We start from the raw sequence: 21022 nt of genomic DNA, 5'->3' as shown, positions 1-21022 counted from the left end.
TTCTCCACGCGCAACTCTTCACTCTAAACTTTTTAGGAGGACCACATGGGCGGCTTTTTTGGCGCAGTTTCACACCAGGATGTGACCCTGGATATCTTCTTTGGAGTGGACTATCACTCCCACCTGGGCACCCGGCGGGGCGGCATGATCATCCATGACGCCAAAGATGGGTTCCAGCGGCAGATCCACTCCATTGAGAACACCCCCTTCCGCACCAAGTTTGAGAAGGATCTGTCCGATTTCCACGGGTGCAGCGGCATCGGCTGCATCAGCGACACTGACCCACAGCCCCTGCTGGTACGGTCCCACCTGGGACTGTACGCCATCACCACGGTGGGCATCATCAACAACGCCGAGGAGCTGATCCAGCGGTATTTTTCCGACCACGGCCATCAGTTTATGGCCATGAGCTCCGGAAAGGTCAACTCCACCGAGCTGGCCGCTGCCCTCATCAACCAGAAGGATGACCTGGTCTCCGGCATCCTGCACGCCCAGGAGGAGATCGATGGCTCCCTCACCCTGCTGCTCCTTACAGAGCAGGGTGAGATCATCGCCGCCCGGGACCGGCTCGGCCGTCTGCCGGTCCTGGTGGGGCAGAACGACAGCGGCTGCTGTGTCTCCTTCGAGTCCTTTGCCTACCACAAGCTGGACTACCACGACGCCTACGAGCTGGGCCCCCGTGAGATTGTCCGCATCACCGCTGACGGCTTCGAGATCCTCTCCCCCGCCGGCCAGGAGATGAAGATCTGCGGCTTCCTGTGGACCTACTACGGCTATCCCAACTCCAACTACGAGGGGATCAATGTAGAGGTCATGCGCTACCGCAACGGGGAGATCATGGCCCGGGACGAGGTGGCCCGGGGCCAGCTGCCCAAGGTGGACTATGTGGCCGGGGTGCCTGACTCCGGCGTCCCCCACGCCATCGGCTTTGCCAACCGCAGCGGCAAGCCCTTTGCCCGCCCCTTCGTCAAGTACACCCCGACCTGGCCCCGCTCCTTCATGCCCACCAATCAGGATGTCCGCAAGCAGGTGGCCAAGATGAAGCAGATCCCGGTGCCTGAGCTCATCGAGGGCAAAAAGCTCCTCTTTGTGGACGACTCCATCGTCCGGGGCACCCAGCTGCGGGAGACCGTGGAATTTCTCTATGAGTCCGGCGCGGAGGAGGTCCATATGCGCTCCGCCTGCCCCCCCATCATGCACAGCTGCAAGTATCTGAACTTCTCCCGGGGCAACTCCGACATGGACCTGCTGGCCCGCCGCACCATCCAGGAGCTGGAGGGGGATGAGGGGCAGCAGCATCTGGATGAGTACGCCGACGTACATACTGAGCGGGGCCAGTGCATGCTGAAGGCCATCTGCGAGAAGCTGGGCTTCGACTCCCTGGGCTACCAGTCCCTGGAGGGACTGCTGGAGTCCATCGGCCTGGACCGGGACAAGGTTTGCACCTACTGCTGGAACGGCAGGGAATAAGGCCCCTCCAGGGGGGCGATGTCCCCCCTGGATACAACGTCGCTTCCCCGTCGATATCCCCTCGCCTTTCCACAGGAAAGGCGGCCCTGGCCGCCACGGCCAGGGGTCATGATGTCCTGCGGCGAAATGGATTCGCCTGCGGACTCTTTGTTGTCCTTTCCGCTTTCGGCGGAAAGTCTGCGAGGCTTTAACACAGTGATTTGGAGGTTTTTAAGATGAAAAACTCCCATTCGGAGTCCTACGCCGCCGCCGGGGTGGACGTCACCGCCGGATATGAGGCGGTGGAGCGCATCAAGCCCATGGTGGAGTCCACCTATATCCCCGGGGTGATGGGCACCCTGGGCGGCTTCGGCGGCATGTTTGCCCCTGATCTGACCGGCATGAAGAAGCCGGTGCTGGTGTCCGGCACCGATGGCGTGGGTACCAAGCTGAAGCTGGCCTTCCTGATGGATAAGCATGACACCGTGGGCATCGACTGCGTGGCCATGTGTGTCAACGATATCATCTGCGGCGGCGCTGCCCCCCTCTTCTTCCTGGACTACATCGCCTGCGGCAAGAACTACCCCGAGCGCATCGCGGACATCGTCTCCGGCATCACCGAGGGCTGCCGCCAGGCGGAGTGTGCCCTGGTGGGTGGCGAGACCGCAGAGATGCCCGGCTTCTACCCCGAGGAGGAGTACGACCTGGCCGGCTTCTCCGTCGGGCTGGTAGACGAGGAAAAGATCATTGACGGCAGACGCCTGAGCGAGGCGGATGTGCTCATCGGCCTGGCCTCCTCCGGGGTCCACTCCAACGGCTTCTCCCTTGTGCGGAAGGTGTTTGACGTGGAGCACGCCGACCTGAAGACGCCCCGTGAGGATCTGGGCGGCAAAAGCCTGGGCGAGGCCCTGCTGGCCCCCACCCGCATCTATGTAAGATCGGTGAAGGCCCTGCTGAGGGCCGGGGTGGACATCCATGCCGTCAGTCACATCACCGGCGGCGGCTTCTATGAGAACGTGCCCCGGATGATGACCCAGGGGCTCACCGCCCAGATCGACCTGAGCACCTTCCCCCGCCTGCCCATCTTCGATCTGATCCAGAAGACCGGGGACATCCCGGAGCGGGACATGTACAACACCTACAATATGGGCATCGGCATGATCCTGGCCCTGCCCGCAGAGCAGGCCGAGCAGGCTCTGTCCGTTCTGAAGGGGGCCGGTGAGACCGCCTATCAAATCGGCCGCGTCATCCCCGGCGAGGCCGGCGTGGAGCTGGTCTGATCACATTAGGAATGAGAAATGAGGAGTTGGGAATTGTGTCTCCGGCTCCGCCGGACCGATTTCAAACCGTGCGCCCCAGGCGCACTCCATCCATTCCAAATTCTTAATCCCTAACTTTCTAATTCCTAACTCACTCGGAGGTTCGCTATGTCCAAACGTATCGCCGTCCTGGTCTCCGGCGGCGGGACCAATCTGCAGGCCCTGATCGACGCCCAGGGGCGGGGAGAGCTGGTGAATGGCCGGATCTCCGCCGTCATCTCCTCCACTCCGGACGCCTTCGCCCTGGAGCGTGCCAAGAACGCCGGCATCCCCGGCTATGTGCTCCCCCGGTGGGATTTCTCCGACAGCCGCGGCTACACTGCCGCCCTGACCCGCCTGCTGCGGGAGACGGTTGGGGCCGATCTGGTGGTCATGGCCGGCTTTATGACCATCCTCACGGAGGAGCTGTTCCAGGCCTACCCCAACGCCGTCATCAACATCCACCCCTCCCTCATCCCTTCCTTCTGCGGAGTGGGCTGCTATGGCCTCCACGTCCACGAGAAGGCTCTGGAATACGGGGTAAAGATCTCCGGTGCCACCGTCCACTTTGTCACGGAGGAGTGTGACGCCGGCCCCATCATCCTACAAAAGGCAGCTGAGGTGCTGCCCGGCGACACGCCGGAGGTCCTCCAGCGGCGCATCATGGAGCAGTGCGAGTGGAAGCTGCTGCCCCAGGCCGTCTCCCTCTTCTGCCAGGACCGGCTGAAGGTGGAGGGCCGGGCGGTCCGCATCTTGGACTGCCTGTAATACGCCTCCACACAAAGATCAAACACGCGGTGTAACTGACGGAAGTGGAATGGACCACAGGGAGCATCGTTGTGGACCATGCCGACCGTCTGGGCGCACCCGTTTTCCGAAACGCGGTGCGCCCTTTTTGCCGCTGTATGAGAAAGAAAGGAGCACCCTCATGTCCGCCAAGACCATTCTCGCCTCCGGCTTTCTGCTTCTGGGCGGAGCCCTGCTTCTGGTCGTCAGCAGCCTGGATTACAGTGATTTCTACAGTCTTTTTGGCCTGCTGTTCACGCTGGCAGGAGCGGTCCCCCTGCTCATCCACCTGGGGTCCCGCTATCTCACATGGTATCACAAGTCTCCCCCATCATCCACAAATGAGGACAACAAGGAGGATCCCCATGAAAATTCTTGATATAAATGAACTCCTGCAAGCTCACCCCTACCCCGGCCGTGGCATCGTCCTGGGCCGCTCCGCCGATGGCCAGAAGGCGGTCATCATCTACTTCATCATGGGCCGCAGCGGGAACAGCCGTAACCGCATCTTTGAGGCCACCGGGGACGGTATCCGCACCCGGGCCTATGACGAGAGCAAGATGGTGGACCCCTCCCTTATCATCTACCACCCGGTGCGCCAGGTGGGGGAGGTGACGGTGGTCACCAACGGAGACCAGACCGACACCATCCGGGACAGCCTGCTGGCGGGCAAGAGCTACATCGACGCCCTGCGCACCCGGTGCTATGAGCCCGACGGCCCCAACTATACCCCCCGCATCTCCGGCGTGGTGGACCAGGACGGCTCCTTCTGCCTGTCCATCCTGAAATCCGCCGACGGTGACCCCGCCTGCAGCCACCGCTACTTCTATGAGTACGACGCCCCCCTGGCTGGGGAGGGCCGCTTCATCCACACCTACCAGGAGAATGCCGAACCTCTCCCTTCCTTTGAGGGGGAGCCCCGCCGGGTGTCTGTCTCCGCCCCTGACGCTGAGACCCTGGCCAGTCAGGTGTGGGCCAGCCTGAATGAGGACAACAAGGTGTCCCTGTTTGTGCAGTATATCCACCTGGCCACCGGGGAGCGTGAGACCGTCATCCTCAACAAGCACGGAGAGCAGGCCCACGCCGCCTCCAAAGTCCCAAACTGAGAAAAAGAGGTGCAGATCATGACAGAACTGGAACTGAAATACGGATGTAACCCCAACCAGAAGCCCGCCCGCATCTTCATGGAGGAGGGCGATCTGCCCCTGAAGGTGCTCAACGGCCGTCCGGGGTATATCAACTTCATGGACGCCCTGAACTCCTGGCAGCTGGTGAAGGCCCTCAAAAAGGCCACCGGCCTGCCCGCCGCCGCCTCCTTCAAGCACGTCTCCCCCGCCGGGGCCGCCCTGGGCCTGCCCCTCAGCGACGTAGAGCGGCGCATCTACTTTGCCCCGGAGGGAGAGCTGTCCCCCATCGCCTGCGCCTATATCCGGGCCCGGGGGGCCGACCGGCTGTGCTCCTTCGGAGACTGGGCCGCCCTGTCCGATGTGTGCGACGGGGATACCGCCCGCTTCCTGGCTGCTGAGGTATCCGACGGCGTCATCGCCCCGGGCTATACCGACGAGGCCCTGGATATCTTGAAAGCCAAGCGCAAGGGAGGCTATAATGTGGTTGAGATCGACCCCAATTATGAGCCCGCCCCCATCGAGCGCCGCAATATCTTCGGCATCACCTTCGAACAGGGATACAACAGCCTGGATATCAGCGAGGAGATGCTCCAGAACATCGTCACCGAGAACAAAGACCTGCCCCAGCAGGCCAAGCACGACATGCTCCTCTCCCTCATCACCCTGAAGTACACCCAGTCCAACTCCGTGTGCTATGTGAAGGACGGCATGACCATCGGCGTGGGCGCCGGCCAGCAGAGCCGCATCCACTGCACCCGACTGGCGGGCAGCAAGGCGGACATCTGGTGGCTGCGCCAGCATCCCAAGGTCCTGGGCCTCCAGTTCGTGGACAACATCCGCCGCCCCGACCGGGACAACGCCATCGACCTGTATATCTCCGACGAGTACGAGGACGTGCTGGCCGAGGGCGTATGGCAGAACACCTTCCAGGTGAAGCCAGAGGTGCTCACCGCCGAGGAGAAGGCCGTCTGGATCGCCCAGATGTCCGGGGTCACTGTGGGCTCCGATGCCTTCTTCCCCTTTGGGGACAACGTAGAGCGGGCCCGGAAGTCCGGCGTGCAGTACATCGCCCAGCCCGGCGGCTCCATCCGGGACGATCAGGTCATCGCCACCGCCAACAAGTACGGCATGGTCATGGCGTTTACCGGGATTCGGCTGTTCCACCACTAATTCAATTAGGAATGAGGAGTTAGGAATTTATGAGCAGCGAACGTATCCTGATGCCCAAAAGCCTTGCTTTTGCCAAGCGCATTGTCTTTGCTTACCGATATTTATCGGAGGAGAAGAAGGAATATGTCCTCTCCAAGCAGATGCTGCGCAGCGGCACCAGCATTGGCGCTAATATCGCAGAGGCTCAGTACGGAAGCAGCCGGAAGGACTTCTTAAATAAACTGTACATTGCCTTGAAGGAATGTGCGGAGACTCTCTACTGGCTGGAACTGCTCTATTCCTGCGACTACATTTCCTGCACTGAATATGACTCTCTCCATTCGGACTGCGAAGAATTGAGAAAACTGCTCTCCTCCATCACAAAGTCTGTCCGTGACGGAACAATTCCTAATTCCTAACTCCTAATTCCTAACTTGCTGAAAGGTCGTGTTTTTATGAAGGTATTAGTCGTCGGCGGAGGCGGCCGTGAGCACGCCATCTGCTGGAAGCTGGCTCAGAGTCCCAAGGTGACCGAGCTGTACTGCGCCCCTGGCAACGGGGGCATCGCCCAGGTGGCCCAGTGCGTGCCCATCAAGGCCACGGACGTGGAGGCCATGGTGGCCTGGGCCAAGGAGCACGCGATGGACTTCGTCATGGTGGCCCCGGACGACCCCCTGGCTCTGGGCATGGTGGACGCCCTGGAGGCGGCGGGGATCCCCGCCTTCGGCCCCCGGGCCAACGCCGCTGTCATTGAGGCCAGCAAGGCTTTCTCCAAAGAGCTGATGAAGAAGTACCACATCCCCACCGCCAAATACGAAACTTTCACCGATATGGATGGAGCCCTGGCCTATGTCCGGGCGCAGGGGGCCCCCATCGTGGTGAAGGCGGACGGCCTTGCCCTGGGCAAGGGCGTGGTGGTGGCCGCCACTGTGGAGGAGGCCGAGGAGGCCGTGCGTTCCATGATGCAGGACCACAAATTCGGTGCCTCCGGCTCCACCGTGGTCATCGAGGAGTGCATGGTGGGTCCCGAGGTGACTGTGCTGGCCTTCTGCGACGGGGAGCACCTGGTCCCCATGCTGTCCAGCCAGGACCACAAGCGGGCCTACGACGGCAATCAGGGCCCCAACACCGGCGGCATGGGCGCCTTCTGCCCCTCCCCCAAGTACACCCCGGAGATCGCCGAGCGCTGCATGAAGGAGATCTTCCTGCCCACAGTGGCCGCCATGAAGGCGGAGGGCAGGCCCTTCAAGGGGGTCATCTACTTCGGCCTGATGCTCACTCAGGACGGCCCCAAGGTGGTGGAGTACAACGCCCGCTTCGGCGACCCGGAGACCCAGCCCCTCATGTCCATGCTGGACACCGACCTGATGGACATTTTCCAAGCCTGTGTGGACGGCACCCTGGACCAGATGGACATCCGCTGGAAGCCCGGCGCCTCCTGCTGCATCGTGCTGGCCTCAGGCGGCTACCCGGTGAAGTACCAGAGCGGCTACCCCATCTCCGGTCTGGAGGCAGCCGGAAAGCTGGCCACGGTGTTCCACGCCGGCACCAAGCTGGGTGAGGACGGGACCGTCCTCACCGCCGGCGGCCGGGTGCTGGGAGTGACTGCCGTGGGCGGAGACCTGGAGGAAGCCATCAAAAAAGCCTACGCCGCCTGCAAACCCATCTCCTTCCAGGACATGCACTTCCGCACGGACATTGGGAAGGTATGACCGGCTTGAAGATAGAAGGCGTCGTCTTTGATGTAGACGGGGTGCTGTTCGACACCGAGCGTCTCACCCAGCAGACCTGGCTGGCCGTCAGCCGGGAAATGGGCTGGCCCCAGGTGGGAGAAGCCTATCTGGAGTTCGTGGGCCAGAACCGTGCCGACATTTTTCAGAAAATGGAAGATCTCTTTGGGGCGGAGTTTCCCAAGGACGCATTTATGGCGGCCTGTTCCGCCCGCTCCCAGGCCCGGATGGAGACGGAGGGCGTCCCTATGAAGCCCGGCGTGGGGGAGGTGCTGGAGCTGCTGCGGAGCCGGGGCGTCCCCACCGCCCTGGCCACCTCCACCGGCCGCCCCCGGACAGAGCGGCGGATGGAGATGACCGGCTTGGGCCCCTGTTTTTCCGCCATCATCACCGGGGATCAGGTGGCGCACAGCAAGCCTGACCCGGAGATCTACCTTATGGCCTGCAGGGCCCTGGGGACCACCCCGGAGCGCACTGTGGCGGTGGAGGACTCCCGAAACGGCATCCTCTCCGCCTCCCGGGCGGGGATGCGGGTGGCCATGGTCCCCGACCTGCTGCCCCCCACTCCTGAGCTGGAGCCCCTCCTCTGGGGGCGCTTCGACTCCCTGCTCCAGCTGCGGGACCGTCTGGCAAAGGAGCTGGACTGAACCAAAAAGATACGCCTGGACCTCTGAGATAAGGAGGTCCAGGCGCTTTTTTCTGATCTCAGGTCTCCGGAAAAGCCCCGGCCCTCTGCTCACAGCAGGTCCAGTCCCAGCTGAAACAGCAGTACCATTACCGGCATGGTCACCGCGCACAGCAGGGTGGTGAGCACATTGATGGAAGAGACATACCCACTGTTGGGGTTGTGGTAGAGCTGGGCCATCTGAGTGATGGCGGAGGCCGCCGGCCCAATGGCGCACAGAAGGCTGACCAGCAGCACGTTGTCCCCGTCGCTGTGGGGCCACAGCACCCGCAGGGCCAGGAGCACCGCCATGGAGAGCAGGGGGTAGACCAGCAGACGCAGCCCCGCCACCCAGTAGATGCGCCCCTGACAGAGCACCCGCTTCAGGTCCAGCTCAGAAAACAAGATCCCGATCACCAGCATGCTCAGGGGTGCCATGCAGCTGCCCAGCCCCTCCATGGCGGTGACCAGAGGCCCCGGCAGGCGCAGCCCGGTGATGAACAGCGCCAGTCCCGCCAGGATGGCGGCGATGGCGGGTGTGGTCACGATCTTTTTCCAATCAAACTGCTGGGCACCCCCCATCAGCTTCTGGCCATGGGTCCACATCAGGATGTTCTGCACCAGGATATAGACGCTGGTGTAGATCACATACTCCTGCCCCAGAATGGCCATTACCATGGGCAGGATCAGGTTGCCTGCATTGTTGTAGATCACGGACGCCTGCTCCTCCGGGGCAAGTCCGTGCCCGCTCCGGTTCATCAAGCCATTGAGCGCCAGGTAGAGCAGGTGGAGCAGCACTGCCGCCCCCAGGGCCAGCAGCAGGCCGGTCAGCTTGTCCGCCTCCATGGCCGTGTTGAAGGAGGTCATCAGGCTGCACGGCACCGCCAGATAGATACACATGCAGGAGAGCACCCGGCTCTGCTCCCCTGTGATCAGCTTCAGTTTTCCCACACCATAGCCGGCCAGACCCATCAGCACCATGCTGGCGATCTGCTGCACCAGCAGCCAGCTCACTTCCATCCGCGCTCTCCTCCCGATCTCACGCCACGGGGCCGCCAGCACCCGGGACTTCATCTTCCCCAGTCTAGCGGTCTGCATCGTGTTTGTCAATCCTTTCCCCGTGCTCTGTCCGCCCACCGCGCTTGTCAAGCCCGGTGTGCTGTGGTAAGATAAGCCCCGGCGGACGTTTGTCTCTTTTCCCGTTTTTGGACCAAAAAGTTGAAAAAATCCCGGATGCAACTGTTAGTTGTCAAATTGTATGCCTCTTTTGGTTGCCCTGTCCGCCTCTTTTTGCTAAGGTCTTCTTGCCGCCGGGGCGTGCCGGCCGGTCTTATCACTTGATCCAGGAGGAGTCTCTATGGAATTTCAAAACCGTCTCTATGAGTTGCGGAAAAAAGCAGGGCTGAGTCAGGAGGGGCTGGCCGATCTGCTGGGGGTGACCCGGCAGGCGGTCCAGAAATGGGAGGCCGGCAGCAGCCGGCCGGACATGGACAACCTGGCCGCCCTGGCCCGATATTTCAATGTCACGCTGGACTATCTGGTCACCGGCCGGGAGCCGGAGCCCTATGCCCAGGAAGTCCCCACCACCATTATCAACCACAACTATTACCCTCGCTGGCACTATGAGTATAAGAGCCAGCGCACCCTGTTCGGCCTGCCTCTGGTCCACATCCGCCTGGGGGATCGGGGCTTCGGCGTGGCCAAGGGGATCTTCGCCGTGGGCAACGTGGCGGTTGGGCTCTTCGCCCTGGGCGGCATCTCCCTGGGACTGTTCAGCCTGGGCGGGGTCTCCCTGGGCCTGCTGCTGGCCCTGGGCGGGATGTCCGTGGGAGGCATCGCCATTGGGGCCTGTGCGGTGGGACTGGCCGCCCTGGGCGGCGGGGCCATCGGCCTGCTGTCCGTGGGAGGCGGTTCCTTCGGTGCCTACGCAGTGGGCGACGGGGCGGTGGGCACCCAGATCGCCATCGGCGGCTCCGCCTCCGCTCCCCTGGCCATCGGGAGCCAGGCCGCCTCCGGCGCTCTCACCTTCGGCCCGGGGGCCGACCCCGCCGCGGTGACGGCCGCCATCCGCCAGGCCGCCGCTGCAGCCCCTGTATGGCTCCAGGACCTGCTCATCTCCCTCGCCCTGGGAGTCTGACCCTTGTTTTTCCCCGGCGCCCGTGGTATCATGGTCCCAAATCTACCGGGCTGGGCAGCCCCTCCCCGGGGACAGGAGCGGCCTATGATACCGACTTACGAGCAGATGGGGGACTGGCTGGAGGAGATCGCCGGGGAATTCCCCGACGCCTTCTTTGAAGAGCTGGACGGCGGCATCCAGCTGGAGGAGGAGGCCCTGCCTGACCCTGATTTTCCCCCCGGTGAGATGTACATCATGGGGGAATACTGCCATGATATGCTGGGCCGGTACATCGTCCTATACTACGGCTCCTTTGCCGCCCTGCTCCCGGAGGAGGACGAGGAGGGGTGGAAGGATGAGCTCTTCGCCACGGTGGCTCACGAGTTCACCCACCACATGGAGGAGACGGCCGGCCTTCACGCCCTGGATGACAAAGACGCCGAATTTCTCCGTCAGGCCCGGGAGATCTACGGCGACACATAGCAGACGGAGGGGGCCGGCGGACGCCGGCCCCCTCTCTGATATCTAAAAGGCCGTCCCCCATCAGGAGCCTGGGCGCGTCCCAAAATTTTCCGCTCAGATCCTGTAACGAATGTCCCGTCCCTGGGACCAATAGACAGAAGGACACGGAAGGAGGCGACCGCCATGGCCCACCGGGGTGAAGACCTGTACGAACAGCACGCCCAGCTGGTATACCGCTATCTCTTCTCCCTGTGCCGGGACGCTGACCTGGCGGAGGAGCTGTGCCAGGAGACCTTCTGCCAGGCCCTCCGACAGCTGGGCTCCTTCCGCGGGGACTGCACGCCTCAGGTATGGCTGTGCGCCATCGCCAAGCGGCTGTGGTACAAGGAGCTGGAGCTGCGGAAGCGGAACGTTCCCCTGGAGGAGGAGCACCTGGCCGGTCAGGCCGCCCCCGACGATCCAGCGCAGGAGACGGAGCAGCGGGAGGGCCGGCTGGCCCTGTACCGGGCCATGCAGCAGCTGGACCCGGACACCCGGGAGGTCATCCATCTGCGGCTGGCCGGTGACTTCTCCTTCCGAGACATCGGGGACATCCTGGACCGGAGCGAGGTATGGGCCAGGGTCCGGTTCTACCGGGGAAAAGAGGAGCTGGCTCGGATCATGGGAGGTGACAGGGATGGAACATAAACTGGACTGCTGCGTGGTACGGGACCTGCTGCCCGCCTACCTGGAGGGGCTGACAGAGGAGGAGACCACCCGGCAGGTGGAGGCCCACCTGGAGGAGTGTCCGGAGTGCCGCCGGCACCGGGAGGCTATGCAGGCCAGCCTGCCGGTGGTGCGGGCCCCCAAGCGGGCTCTGGCCTTTCTAAAAAAGGTGAAGCGCACCCGGCTAATCGCCGCCGTCCTGTCGGCAGTGGTGGCCCTGCTCCTCATCTTTCTGGTGTACGACAGCGAGTACCACTGGCGTGGGGACCTCCCCTCCCTCACCCAGGGGCTCCAGGACTATCTGGGCTGGACCGATCATCTGGAGGGCTGCGCCATAGAGGCCCTGGCCGCCACAGAGGTGGACGGCACCCTCTATGTGTCCTTCACCTCCGACAGCGAGGACAACGTCCACGGTGTGGCGGAGCTGGACCGGGGCCTCAACGGAAAATATCAGTTCGTTTCCGCAAGCTACTCCCCCTTCCCCTATACCGGAGGGGTCTTCCTCCATAGCAGCGAGGACCTCTGGCTCTTCGCCGGGGTGGGCTGCCGGGAGATCTATGGCTTCACCGCCCAGTTTGAGGTCTACGACTCCCAGGGGCTGGACCGGGTGGTCCCAGTCACCTTTCCGGTGCAGGAGGACACCTTCCTCCTGGCTGTCCCCAAGGACGAGCTGGACCTGGGGACAGGCCCGGATGAGCATGTCCGCCTCCCCGACTCTTTTCTCCTGCTGGACCAGGAGGGGGAGGACATCACGCAGGAGTATGAGGACCCGGAGATCGATCAGAGCTGGGGTGCCGGGACTGGGACGGCGGAGCGTTTTCTCCTCTACGTCCTGATCGGCCTCATCGGTCTCATCGGATTTGCCTTTGTCCGCTTCTTCCTGCTGTAAGCAGAGAGCACGGCGGCGGTCTCGAAACGAGACCGCCGCCTCTTTTACCAGGGCTCCATGGCGATATCCCGCCGGGGCAGCTTCTCCCAGGCGAACAGGGGTACCAGCTCCTCCGGGGATACAGGGGCCGCCTCCGGGATCAGCCCCGCCAGATGGGCCAGCCGGCCCACCAGCTCCCGGGCGGTAAACCGCTGCTGAAGGGCTCCCAGCTCCTGGTCCCGGTCCCGCTTGGCCAGGCGGCGGCCGTCGGGGGCCAGCAGCAGGGGCACATGGCCGTACTCCGGCGCGGGACAGCCCAGCAGCTCCAGCAGATACCGCTGCCGCGGGGTGGAGGAGAGCAGATCGCTGCCCCGCACCACCTGGGTCACCCCCATCCAGGCGTCGTCCACCACCACTGCCAGCTGGTAGGCGTACACCCCGTCGGACCGGCGCAGAATGAAGTCTCCACAGTCCCGGAGCAGGTTTTCCTCATACATCCCCTGGAGCAGGTCCCGGAAGGAGCTGGCACGGTCGGGCACCGCCAAGCGCCAGGCGGGGTTCCGCTGCCTGGCCAGATCCTCCCGCTGTTCCGCCGTCAGCCGCCGGCACCGCCCGTCATACACCGCCTGTCCATCCGAGCGGTGGGGGGCGGAAGCCGCCATCCGCTCCGCCCGGGTGCAGAAGCAGGGATAGACCAGCCTCTTCTCCTCCAGCTGCCGGAAGGCCGCCTCATAGGCCGGGGTCCGCCGGCTCTGGTACACCGGCTCGTTGTCCCAGTCCAGCCCCAGCCACTCCAGGTCCCGCATCACCTGGTCACACCACGCCTGGGTGCAGCGGTCCGGGTCCAGGTCCTCCAGCCGGAGCACCATCCTTCCCCCCGCGCTGCGGGCGGCCAGCCAGGCCAGAAGAGAGGACCACAAATTGCCCAGGTGCATCCGCCCGCTGGGGCTGGGAGCAAAGCGCCCTGTCACCGGCACGCCCACCTCAGTCGGCCCAGGGGTAGTGGCGGATCAGGGCCTGGGTCCCCTCACCCCCATGGCCCTCCGCCTCGATCTGCCGGCAGTCGGCCAGGACCTGCTCCAGCACCTCCAGCTCCAGGCCCCGGTCCCGGCACTCCTGGCTGGCGATCCCCATATCCTTTACAAAATGCCGCAGATAGAAGGCGGCGGAAAAGTCCCCGTTGAGCACCTTGGGGGCAATGATGTCCAGCTGGCCGCTCCGGGCCGCTCCGGTACGGATGGTCTCATAGACCCGCGCCGGGTCCAGGCCTGCCCGCTTGGCGTAGGTCAGCGCCTCGCACACCCCTGCCAGCGCCCCGGCGATGGCGATCTGGTTGGCCATCTTGGTGTGCTGGCCCGCGCCCGGGCCTCCCTCCAGCACGATGTTCTCCCCCATGGTCTCCAGCACGGGCAGCACCTTTTGGAACACGGCCTCATCGCCGCCGGCCATGATGGCCAGCGTCCCGTTGGCCGCGCCGGTATTTCCCCCGGACACCGGGGCGTCCAGGGCGTCCAGCCCCCTCTCCCGGGCCTGGTCATAGATGCGCTGGGCCAGCTTGGGGCTGGTGGTGGTCATGTCGATGAGCACCGTCCCGGGCTGTGCGGACTCCAGCAGTCCCCCGGGGCCAAAATAGACCTCCTCCACGTCCTGGGGATAGCCCACGATGGTGATGACTACCCCACAGCCGGCGGCGCACTGGGCGGCGCTGTCCTTCCAGACCGCTCCCTCCCGCTCCAGTGCCTCTGCCTTGCTCCGGGTGCGGTTGTAGATCTGGACCGGGTAGCCCGCCTTCATCAAATTGCGGATCATCCCCTGTCCCATGATGCCGGTGCCGATAAATCCAATGGTCTGCATGTGTGTACGCCCCTTTTCTGTCTCAGATGTATCCAGCATATCACGCTTTTCCCCCCGAGACAAGGGGGCGGTCCCATTTTGCCTGGACGGCTGGAGCGGGGCTCCGAAGATTTTCGCCCCTTGCGGGGAGGAGGTTTTCCCGCTATAATACAGATATCCTATGGGTACGGACGCTTTCAGATTTTTTTGTTCCGCATGCAATAAAACGCCCGTCTCAAGCATTTTAAGGATGACAGGAGAATGTGTCCATGACAGTGCTTGGACTTTTGACAACCACATATGGGGCCCCCTCCGCCCGGGAGGACCTGGAATCGCTGCTGCTGGGGGTGGCAGCCGGGGATTCCCACAGTCTGGAGGAACTCTATCACCGGACCCGGACCGCAGTCTACGGTCTGGTGCTCTCCTACTTGAAGCACCCCCAGGACGCCGAGGACGTGACACAGGACGCCTTTGTCCGCATCTGGGACACCGCCGCCAGCTACCGCCCCCAGGGCAAGCCTATGGCCTGGCTGCTCACCGTGGCCCGGAATCTGGCTCTGATGAGGCTGCGGGAGCGGGGGAAGACCCAGGAGCTGACCGACGAGGAGTGGTCCGCCCTGCCCGCCCGGGCCCCCGATGTCACCACGGAGGACCGCCACGTCCTCCGCGCCGCCCTTTCCCTCCTGTCCGAGCAGGAGCGGCAGGTGGTCATGCTCCATGCGGTCACCGGCCTGAAGCACCGGGAGATCGCCCAGCTGCTGGAGCTCCCCCTTGCCACAGTCCTGTCCAAATACCGCCGGGCCCTGAAGAAACTGAACCTGCTTCTGGAAGGAGATGACGCCTGATGACAGAACGCCAGTTGGAAGAGCGCCTGCGCGCCGCTCTGGAACACGCGGCCCCCAACGATGTGGAGGGGGTCCTCTCCCGCTGTGCCCCCCGTCAGGGCGGTGCGATCCCCATCACGGCGGCCCGGGCCAGACCCAAGAAGCACCGCTGGCTCCCTCTGGCCGCTGCCGCCTGCCTTGTGCTCGCTGTGACGGGAGGTGGCGTCGGTTACTACCTCCAGTCCAACACCGTAGCCTCCATCATCTCCCTGGACGTAAACCCCGGTGTGGAGCTGACGGTGAACCGGCAGGAAAAGGTGCTGTCCGCCGCCCCCACCAACGAGGATGCGGTGGATATCCTGGATGGCATGGAGCTGAAGGGGACCCCCTTGGATGTGGCCATGAACGCCATCGTGGGCTCCCTGGTCAAAAACGGCTATGTGGACGAGCTGGCCAACTCCATCCTCATTACGGTGGAAGATGAGGACACTGCCCGGGGCGCCCGGCTCCAGCAGGAGCTGACCAGCCAGGCGGACGCCGTCCTGGCCAGTGCCCAGGTGAACGGTGCCATCCTCTCCCAGACCTTCCAGCACAATGATGCCCTCCAGCAGAAGGCGGACGAGTACGGCATCTCCGCCGGCAAGGCGGCCCTGATCCAGACCATCGCAGACAGCAGTTCCGGCCTTTACACCTTTGAGGAGCTGGTGGGTCTGCCCATCAACGACCTGAACCTGCTCTATACCTCCCTCTTCTCCTTCCGCCCCGCCGACCCCGAGGACATTGGCGTCATCGGCGGCAGCGACGGCTCCTCTTCCGTTCAGACACTACCCAGCAGCGGCATGATCCAGACCTCCGGCCAGGCCAGCGACAGCGCCTACATCGGCGTGGAGGCCGCCCAGGCCGCCGCCTTCTCTCACGCCGGCGTCTCCGCCGCTCAGGCCACTGTACTGGAGATAGACTTCGACTATGAGGATGGAAGGATGGTCTATGAGCTGGAGTTCTATGCCAATGGCAGCAAGTATGAGTACGACATCGACGCCCTCACCGGGGCTGTGGTGAAATCCCAGCAGGAGAGCCGGGGCTCCGCCCCCTCCGGCGCCGACATCGGTGAGCAGGGAGCGAAGGAGGCCGCCCTGGCCCACGCCGGGTTGACGGAGGGGGATGTGGTCTCCCTGTCGGTCAAGCGGGAGTACGACGACGGCCGTCTGGAGTATGAGGTCAAGTTCTGGGTGGATACCACCGAGTATGAGTACACGGTAGATGGCGCCACCGGGGACATCCGCAAGAGCGAGAGGGAGCCACATCCCTCCGCCTCCTCCGCCGACATCGGCCAGGACCAGGCCGTATCCATCGCTCTGGCCCATGCTGGGCTCTCCCAGTCCCAGGTCTATGGGCTGGAGGCAGAGCGGGAGTGGGAGGACGACCATCTGGAGTACCAGGTGGAGTTCAAGGCCGGCGGCATGGAGTACAGCTACGACATTGCCGCCTCTGACGGTGCCATCCTCTCCTTTGAGCGTGAGAAGGACTGAGCTTTTCAAAACAAGGAGCCCGGACGGACTTGAACGGTCCGTCCGGGCTCCCCTGTTTTTTCTGTTTTCCCCTCAGTGGGCATCCGCCCAGCTCTTGCCCGCCGAAGTCTCCGCCAGCAGAGGGACAGACAGGGAGATCACCCGCTCCATCTCCTCCTCCACCAGGGCGCACACCCGCCCCTGTTCCTCCTCCGGGCATTCCACGATCAGCTCGTCGTGGACCTGGAGGACCAGCCGGCCCTCCATCCCCTCCGTACTCAGCCGGTCCCGCACCCGGAGCATGGCCAGCTTGATGATGTCGGCCGCCGTTCCCTGAATAGGCATGTTCAGGGCCACCCGCTCCCCGAAGGAGCGGGTATTGAAGTTGGAGGACTTCAGCTCCGGCAGCCAGCGCCGCCGGCCGAACAGTGTGGAGACATAGCCCTCCTCCTTGGCCCGCTCCACTACCCGGTCCATATAGGCCCGCACCCCGGCATACTTCAGGAAATATCGATCCATATACTCCTTGGCTTCCGCCACCGACACCCCGATGTCCTGGGACAGGGAGAAGGGGGAGATGCCGTACACGATGCCGAAGTTTACCGCCTTGGCCCGGCGGCGCATCTCTCCGGTCACTTGGTCCGGCTCCACTCCGAACACCTGGGAGGCGGTGATCGTGTGGATGTCCTCCCCGGTACGGAAGGCGCCGATCATGTGCTCGTCCTCCGCCATGTGAGCCAGCAGGCGCAGCTCGATCTGGGAGTAGTCCGCGTCCACCAGCACCTTGCCCGGTCCCGCCACGAACATCTTCCGCAGCTGCGCCCCCAGCTCGGTGCGGACGGGGATATTCTGGAGGTTGGGCTCCGCCGAGCTGAGCCGCCCGGTGGCGGTCACCGTGTTCTGGAAGCAGGTGTGGATCCGCCCATCCGCCCCGATCACCTTGGAGAGCCCGTCCACATAGGTGGATTTCAGCTTGGTCAGCTGCCGGTACTCCAGGATGGTCTCGATGATAGGGTGCTGGCCCCGCAGCTTCTCCAGCACGTCGGCGTTGGTAGAGTAGCCAGTCTTGGTCTTTTTCACCGGGGGCAGGCCCAGCTGGTCAAAGAGGATGCGGCCCAGCTGCTGGGTGGAGTTGATGTTGAACTCCTCCCCCGCCAGCGCAAAGATGGCTGCCTGGGCCCCCTGTATCCCCTGGGAGAGCATCTCTCCGAAGCGGATCAGCGCCCCCCGGTCCACCAGCATCCCTTCCCGCTCCATCTCTGCCAGCACTGGGCAGAGGGGCAGCTCGATCTGCTGGTACAGCGTCCACAGGTCCAGCTCCTCCAGCCGCTTTCTCAGCGTTTGGTGGAGGGCCCCGATAAGGGCGCAGTGGGATATCAGGGCGCCCATTGGGGCCGCCGGGTCGGCCAGGGGGCCGAAGGCCCCCTCCTCCAGATAGGCGGCGGCCTTGGGGAACTCCTGGTTGTAGTAGGTCATCCCCAGCTTCTCCAGCTCGTAGCTGCCGTCAGTAGGGGCCAGAAGATAGGCCGCCACTTCGGTGTCAAAGATGAAGTCCCCGGGCTCGATCCCCTCGTCCAGCAGGGCTTTCCAAAGCTCCTTGACCCCATGGGCCGCCTTGCGGATGCCTGGGGCGAAGAGCTCCCTCAAGAACTGGTTGTGGCAGTCCAGCCGGCCGGCGAAAAACAGCGCCGCCCGGGAGAGGCTCTCACTCTCCTGCCACTCCACGCACACGGTGTCCAGCCCGGGCAGAGCCAGCACATCCACCTGGTCCAGCCCCCGCCACAGGGCAAGCAGCTCCTCCATCCGCTCCCGGCTCTCCACCACCTCGCTCTCACAGGTTCCGGTGACCGGGGCCGTCTCTGTATCCCCCTCTCCCTGGGGTGCGGTGAGTCCGTATTTATCGATGAGCTTGGCAAACTCCAGCCGGAGGAAGAGCTGGTACAGGGCGGCCCGGTCCGGCTCCCGGCGCAGGTTTGCCTCCGGTGTGAACTCGATGGGAGCGTCGGTGCGGATGGTGGCCAGATCATAGGACATGCGGGCCATCTCCTCCCCCTCGGCCAGCTTTTTGACCACTCCCGGCTTGGCTGGGGTGCCGGCGGCCATCTCGATCTCCGGCATGGCCGCATACAGCAGGTCGATGGATCCATACCGCTGGACCAGGGCCATGGCCGTCTTCTCCCCCACCCCTTTCACCCCGGGGATGTTGTCGCTGGCATCCCCCATGAGGGCTTTCAGATCGATAATGTGGATGGGCCCGAAGCCGTACTCCTCCTGAAAGGTCTCCGGGGTCATATCCCGGGTGGCGGTACGGCCCATGCGGGTGGACACCAGCTTGACGGTGGTGGTCTCTGTCACCAACTGGAGGGAGTCCTTGTCCCCTGTGACCACCACGGTCTCCCACCCGGCGGCAGTATCCTTCACCGAGATGGTGCCGATGAGGTCGTCCGCCTCCCATCCGTCCAGCTCGTACATGGGGATGTTCAGGGCCGCGAGGACCTCCTTCAGGATGGGCATCTGACTGGCCAGCTCGTCGGGCATCCCCTTGCGGGTGGCCTTATAGCCCTCATAGGCCAGATGACGGAAGGTGGGGGCCTTCCGGTCAAAGGTGACACACAGTGCCTGAGGTTCGCACTCGTCCAGCAGCTTGTTCAGGATGGCCAGAAAGCCGAACACCGCATTGGTGGGCTGGCCGTCCCGGGTAGTCAGGTTCTGGCTCACGCCGTAAAAGGCCCGATTGACAATGGAATTCCCATCCAGGACCATCAGTTTTTTCATAGGGTCTGTCCTCCTGTTTCCGGCCCACAGCCGGAGGAATGATCGAATGATTTATTGTATAGTATATCAGCTTTTCCCCTGGCAAACAAGATAAAAGCCCCCCTGGCTCCTTGCAGTTTTTCCCCTTGTATGGTATTCTGAGGACAGAGTTCCCCCCGAATATGTCATAGCTTTTATTGTCAGGAGGCTGATGAGTAATGGAGCGAAAGGCTTCTTCCCTCCGGTTCACCCGTGGGCGACTGGCCGCCCTGCTGTCGGCCGTGGTGCTGGTGACCATCGTGGTGTTCTCTCTGACCTTTTATCACCTGTGCCTGCACGCCAAGCGGATGGAGGTTCTCACTCAGGGGGACGGACCGCTATGGGCCTTTGAGCAGGGCCAGCTTGATATCCTGTCTCAGGAGGCGGACGGCGCCACGGTCTACGGCGGCTCCGGATGCCGCGTCACAGTCCGGAACGGAGAGATCACCGCAGTCACGGATGAGAACATGGGGTTCTCCAAGTTCTACGAGGGGGGCGTTTTGACCTCCGTCACCTTTGACAATCCCTTGGCGGAGGCAGCTGCTCTGTGCACCCCCTTCTCTGTAAACTCCTATGTGCAGTACACGGTCCGCACCCCGGAGGAGGCCCGGACCATCCGGGCAGAGCTGGACNGAACATGGGGTTCTCCAAGTTCTACGAGGGGGGCGTTTTGACCTCCGTCACCTTTGACAATCCCTTGGCGGAGGCAGCTGCTCTGTGCACCCCCTTCTCTGTAAACTCCTATGTGCAGTACACGGTCCGCACCCCGGAGGAGGCCCGGACCATCCGGGCAGAGCTGGACCGGGGCGGGACCGCCGCTCTGGAGGCGCGCGGCCTGCGCTGCTGGGCGCTGGGCAACGGCTATCTCGTTGTGGAGACATGAACTCCCGCCGCATCACAGAAGAAAACACAGCCGCCAGCGTACTGGCGGCTGTGTTTTCTTAAATCTCTGCGGCCAGCCGGGCGGCCCGCTCCTGGGCCTCCCGCAAAATGGCCTCCGGGTCATTGCCCCGGATATCCAGTCCCTGGGCAGCGACGCAGTGGGTATTGATGATCCCCAGCATCCCGGCCACCCCTCTGACATACTCATATCCGAAATTCCGATCCTCCAGCGGCCCGCCGGCGGTGGTAATATAAATCAGCCGCTCTGCCCGGCACAGCCCCCGCTGCTCCCCCGCCTGTGTGTATCCAAATGTGATCCCCAGTGTGCAGGCCCACTCCAGATAGACCTTCAGCGCCGCCGGGAATCCCAGATCCCAATAGGGGGCTCCCACCACCACCAGATCCGCCCGGGCCATCTCCCGGGCGGGGAGGAGCAGCGGGTCCTCCCGCCCCTCCGCGGCCAGCTCCTCCCTGCGCCGGGACAGCTCCGCCGTCATCACGGGCAGCTCCGCCCTGGTCAGGTCCCGCTCCGCCACCTTCAGCCCCGGGCGGCGGACCCTCAGTTCCTCCAAAAATGTGCGGCACAGCTCCAGCGTCCGGGACTGTCCCGCCCCCCTCATACAGCTGTTGATCCACAGTACCTGTTTCATGCCTGTCCTCCTTTTCCTCGGGCCTCTGCCCATTTTCTCTCCATTATGCCCCTTCTCCGTCCCGGCGTCAACCACGCTTTGCCTTTCCCGTGCTTTTTCATAGACTTTTCCGTTTTCCCATGATATAATACCCGGAGAATCGCGGAGATCCCCGATATTTTTCCGGTCCTGGCCTGCG

21 protein-coding genes and 1 riboswitch are annotated in these 21022 nt (G+C 63.5%); of the genes, 16 read left to right on the top strand and 5 right to left on the bottom strand.

The genetic code is table 11. The annotated features are described in order from the left end of the window. Positions 1 to 45 precede the first annotated feature (45 nt). From BN1969_RS06515 to BN1969_RS06475, 9 genes are all read left to right on the top strand, one after another. On the top strand, positions 46 to 1470 hold the full coding sequence (locus tag BN1969_RS06515; protein WP_050623562.1) for an amidophosphoribosyltransferase: 1425 nt from the start codon (positions 46 to 48) through the stop codon (positions 1468 to 1470). Positions 1471 to 1685: 215 nt separating this feature from the next. Continuing rightward, complete coding sequence (purM, locus tag BN1969_RS06510; protein WP_050623561.1) at positions 1686 to 2729, top strand: phosphoribosylformylglycinamidine cyclo-ligase; 1044 nt, start codon at positions 1686 to 1688, stop codon at positions 2727 to 2729. 147 nt (positions 2730 to 2876) lie between these two features. Beyond that, the gene (gene purN / locus BN1969_RS06505) at positions 2877 to 3515 is read left to right on the top strand and encodes a phosphoribosylglycinamide formyltransferase (protein WP_050623560.1); all 639 of its coding nucleotides are present in this window, start codon (positions 2877 to 2879) and stop codon (positions 3513 to 3515) included. A gap of 21 nt (positions 3516 to 3536) precedes the next feature. Then, a riboswitch (ZMP/ZTP riboswitch) is annotated at positions 3537 to 3617 on the top strand. Positions 3618 to 3675: 58 nt separating this feature from the next. Next, the gene (locus BN1969_RS06500; protein ID WP_050623559.1) at positions 3676 to 3912 is read left to right on the top strand and encodes a hypothetical protein; all 237 of its coding nucleotides are present in this window, start codon (positions 3676 to 3678) and stop codon (positions 3910 to 3912) included. Further along, on the top strand, positions 3899 to 4639 hold the full coding sequence (locus tag BN1969_RS06495) for an IMP cyclohydrolase (RefSeq protein ID WP_050623558.1): 741 nt from the start codon (positions 3899 to 3901) through the stop codon (positions 4637 to 4639). Before BN1969_RS06500 ends, BN1969_RS06495 begins: the two co-directional genes overlap by 14 nt. An 18-nt stretch (positions 4640 to 4657) precedes the next feature. Beyond that, entirely contained in the window at positions 4658 to 5830 is a 1173-nt protein-coding gene (locus BN1969_RS06490; protein ID WP_050623557.1) for a phosphoribosylaminoimidazolecarboxamide formyltransferase, read from the top strand. Positions 5831 to 5859: 29 nt separating this feature from the next. Further along, positions 5860 to 6228 (top strand): four helix bundle protein, encoded by a 369-nt coding sequence (locus tag BN1969_RS06485; RefSeq protein WP_050623556.1) that lies wholly within the window; start codon positions 5860 to 5862, stop codon positions 6226 to 6228. A gap of 36 nt (positions 6229 to 6264) precedes the next feature. Then, a complete protein-coding gene (purD, locus tag BN1969_RS06480) occupies positions 6265 to 7521 on the top strand; it encodes a phosphoribosylamine--glycine ligase (protein ID WP_050623555.1) in 1257 nt (418 codons plus the stop codon). Further along, positions 7518 to 8186, top strand: a complete 669-nt coding sequence (locus BN1969_RS06475) for an HAD family hydrolase (protein WP_050623554.1) — start codon at positions 7518 to 7520, stop codon at positions 8184 to 8186. The genes purD and BN1969_RS06475 overlap by 4 nt, the downstream gene beginning before the upstream one ends. A gap of 89 nt (positions 8187 to 8275) precedes the next feature. Here the strand turns inward: BN1969_RS06475 and BN1969_RS06470 are convergent, their stop codons facing one another. After that, positions 8276 to 9301, bottom strand: coding sequence for an AEC family transporter (locus BN1969_RS06470; RefSeq protein ID WP_082203528.1), 1026 nt, complete (start codon positions 9299 to 9301; stop codon positions 8276 to 8278). Between the two features lie 259 nt (positions 9302 to 9560). Here BN1969_RS06470 and BN1969_RS06465 point away from each other — a divergent pair, with 259 nt between their 5' ends. The 4 genes from BN1969_RS06465 to BN1969_RS06450 all read left to right on the top strand — a co-directional run bounded on the left by BN1969_RS06465 (position 9561) and on the right by BN1969_RS06450 (position 12375). Continuing rightward, positions 9561 to 10340 carry a helix-turn-helix domain-containing protein gene (locus tag BN1969_RS06465; RefSeq protein ID WP_050623552.1) on the top strand — a complete coding sequence of 260 codons (780 nt, stop codon included), beginning with the start codon at positions 9561 to 9563 and terminating at the stop codon, positions 10338 to 10340. Between the two features lie 84 nt (positions 10341 to 10424). Further along, the gene (locus BN1969_RS06460; RefSeq protein WP_050623551.1) at positions 10425 to 10802 is read left to right on the top strand and encodes a metallopeptidase family protein; all 378 of its coding nucleotides are present in this window, start codon (positions 10425 to 10427) and stop codon (positions 10800 to 10802) included. 162 nt (positions 10803 to 10964) lie between these two features. After that, positions 10965 to 11468: an RNA polymerase sigma factor gene (locus BN1969_RS06455; RefSeq protein ID WP_050623550.1), complete on the top strand. Its 504-nt coding sequence runs from the start codon at positions 10965 to 10967 to the stop codon at positions 11466 to 11468. Beyond that, positions 11458 to 12375: an anti-sigma factor family protein gene (locus BN1969_RS06450; protein WP_050623549.1), complete on the top strand. Its 918-nt coding sequence runs from the start codon at positions 11458 to 11460 to the stop codon at positions 12373 to 12375. The genes BN1969_RS06455 and BN1969_RS06450 overlap by 11 nt, the downstream gene beginning before the upstream one ends. 44 nt (positions 12376 to 12419) lie before the next feature. On the opposite strand, the gene gluQRS is transcribed toward BN1969_RS06450, so the two are convergent. Both gluQRS and BN1969_RS06440 read right to left on the bottom strand, forming a co-directional pair. Then, positions 12420 to 13325: a tRNA glutamyl-Q(34) synthetase GluQRS gene (gene gluQRS / locus BN1969_RS06445; RefSeq protein ID WP_272867224.1), complete on the bottom strand. Its 906-nt coding sequence runs from the start codon at positions 13323 to 13325 to the stop codon at positions 12420 to 12422. Between the two features lie 13 nt (positions 13326 to 13338). Next, positions 13339 to 14247 (bottom strand): NAD(P)-dependent oxidoreductase, encoded by a 909-nt coding sequence (locus BN1969_RS06440; RefSeq protein ID WP_256183334.1) that lies wholly within the window; start codon positions 14245 to 14247, stop codon positions 13339 to 13341. 209 nt (positions 14248 to 14456) lie between these two features. Between BN1969_RS06440 and BN1969_RS06435 the strand changes: the two genes are divergently transcribed. Beyond that, positions 14457 to 15032, top strand: a complete 576-nt coding sequence (locus BN1969_RS06435) for an RNA polymerase sigma factor (protein ID WP_050623547.1) — start codon at positions 14457 to 14459, stop codon at positions 15030 to 15032. Further along, positions 15032 to 16540 (top strand): PepSY domain-containing protein, encoded by a 1509-nt coding sequence (locus BN1969_RS06430; protein ID WP_050623546.1) that lies wholly within the window; start codon positions 15032 to 15034, stop codon positions 16538 to 16540. Before BN1969_RS06435 ends, BN1969_RS06430 begins: the two co-directional genes overlap by 1 nt. A 72-nt stretch (positions 16541 to 16612) precedes the next feature. Here the strand turns inward: BN1969_RS06430 and polA are convergent, their stop codons facing one another. Next, positions 16613 to 19294, bottom strand: coding sequence for a DNA polymerase I (gene polA, locus BN1969_RS06425; RefSeq protein ID WP_050623545.1), 2682 nt, complete (start codon positions 19292 to 19294; stop codon positions 16613 to 16615). Positions 19295 to 19982: 688 nt separating this feature from the next. Here polA and BN1969_RS06415 point away from each other — a divergent pair. Further along, positions 19983 to 20195: a hypothetical protein gene (locus BN1969_RS06415; RefSeq protein ID WP_050623543.1), complete on the top strand. Its 213-nt coding sequence runs from the start codon at positions 19983 to 19985 to the stop codon at positions 20193 to 20195. A gap of 58 nt (positions 20196 to 20253) precedes the next feature. Here BN1969_RS06415 and BN1969_RS06410 read toward each other — a convergent pair whose 3' ends face one another. Continuing rightward, positions 20254 to 20844 (bottom strand): NAD(P)H-dependent oxidoreductase, encoded by a 591-nt coding sequence (locus BN1969_RS06410; RefSeq protein ID WP_050623542.1) that lies wholly within the window; start codon positions 20842 to 20844, stop codon positions 20254 to 20256. Positions 20845 to 21022 lie beyond the last annotated feature (178 nt).

The sequence above is a fragment of the Clostridium phoceensis genome (genome assembly GCF_001244495.1).
Taxonomy (GTDB): domain Bacteria; phylum Bacillota; class Clostridia; order Oscillospirales; family Oscillospiraceae; genus Lawsonibacter; species Lawsonibacter asaccharolyticus.
This window is presented reverse-complemented; position numbering and strand designations above follow the sequence as displayed.

What these genes read in the sequence shown, in the direction of transcription:
- BN1969_RS06515 (WP_050623562.1), top strand. Translation starts at nt 46, where the DNA reads ATGGGCGGCTTTTTTGGCGCAGTTTCACACCAGGATGTGACCCTGGAT.
- purM (WP_050623561.1), top strand. Translation starts at nt 1,686, where the DNA reads ATGAAAAACTCCCATTCGGAGTCCTACGCCGCCGCCGGGGTGGACGTC.
- purN (WP_050623560.1), top strand. Translation starts at nt 2,877, where the DNA reads ATGTCCAAACGTATCGCCGTCCTGGTCTCCGGCGGCGGGACCAATCTG.
- BN1969_RS06500 (WP_050623559.1), top strand. Translation starts at nt 3,676, where the DNA reads ATGTCCGCCAAGACCATTCTCGCCTCCGGCTTTCTGCTTCTGGGCGGA.
- BN1969_RS06495 (WP_050623558.1), top strand. Translation starts at nt 3,899, where the DNA reads ATGAAAATTCTTGATATAAATGAACTCCTGCAAGCTCACCCCTACCCC.
- BN1969_RS06490 (WP_050623557.1), top strand. Translation starts at nt 4,658, where the DNA reads ATGACAGAACTGGAACTGAAATACGGATGTAACCCCAACCAGAAGCCC.
- BN1969_RS06485 (WP_050623556.1), top strand. Translation starts at nt 5,860, where the DNA reads ATGAGCAGCGAACGTATCCTGATGCCCAAAAGCCTTGCTTTTGCCAAG.
- purD (WP_050623555.1), top strand. Translation starts at nt 6,265, where the DNA reads ATGAAGGTATTAGTCGTCGGCGGAGGCGGCCGTGAGCACGCCATCTGC.
- BN1969_RS06475 (WP_050623554.1), top strand. Translation starts at nt 7,518, where the DNA reads ATGACCGGCTTGAAGATAGAAGGCGTCGTCTTTGATGTAGACGGGGTG.
- BN1969_RS06470 (WP_082203528.1), bottom strand. Translation starts at nt 9,301, where the DNA reads ATGCAGACCGCTAGACTGGGGAAGATGAAGTCCCGGGTGCTGGCGGCC.
- BN1969_RS06465 (WP_050623552.1), top strand. Translation starts at nt 9,561, where the DNA reads ATGGAATTTCAAAACCGTCTCTATGAGTTGCGGAAAAAAGCAGGGCTG.
- BN1969_RS06460 (WP_050623551.1), top strand. Translation starts at nt 10,425, where the DNA reads ATGATACCGACTTACGAGCAGATGGGGGACTGGCTGGAGGAGATCGCC.
- BN1969_RS06455 (WP_050623550.1), top strand. Translation starts at nt 10,965, where the DNA reads ATGGCCCACCGGGGTGAAGACCTGTACGAACAGCACGCCCAGCTGGTA.
- BN1969_RS06450 (WP_050623549.1), top strand. Translation starts at nt 11,458, where the DNA reads ATGGAACATAAACTGGACTGCTGCGTGGTACGGGACCTGCTGCCCGCC.
- BN1969_RS06440 (WP_256183334.1), bottom strand. Translation starts at nt 14,247, where the DNA reads ATGCTGGATACATCTGAGACAGAAAAGGGGCGTACACACATGCAGACC.
- BN1969_RS06435 (WP_050623547.1), top strand. Translation starts at nt 14,457, where the DNA reads ATGACAGTGCTTGGACTTTTGACAACCACATATGGGGCCCCCTCCGCC.
- BN1969_RS06430 (WP_050623546.1), top strand. Translation starts at nt 15,032, where the DNA reads ATGACAGAACGCCAGTTGGAAGAGCGCCTGCGCGCCGCTCTGGAACAC.
- polA (WP_050623545.1), bottom strand. Translation starts at nt 19,294, where the DNA reads ATGAAAAAACTGATGGTCCTGGATGGGAATTCCATTGTCAATCGGGCC.
- BN1969_RS06410 (WP_050623542.1), bottom strand. Translation starts at nt 20,844, where the DNA reads ATGAAACAGGTACTGTGGATCAACAGCTGTATGAGGGGGGCGGGACAG.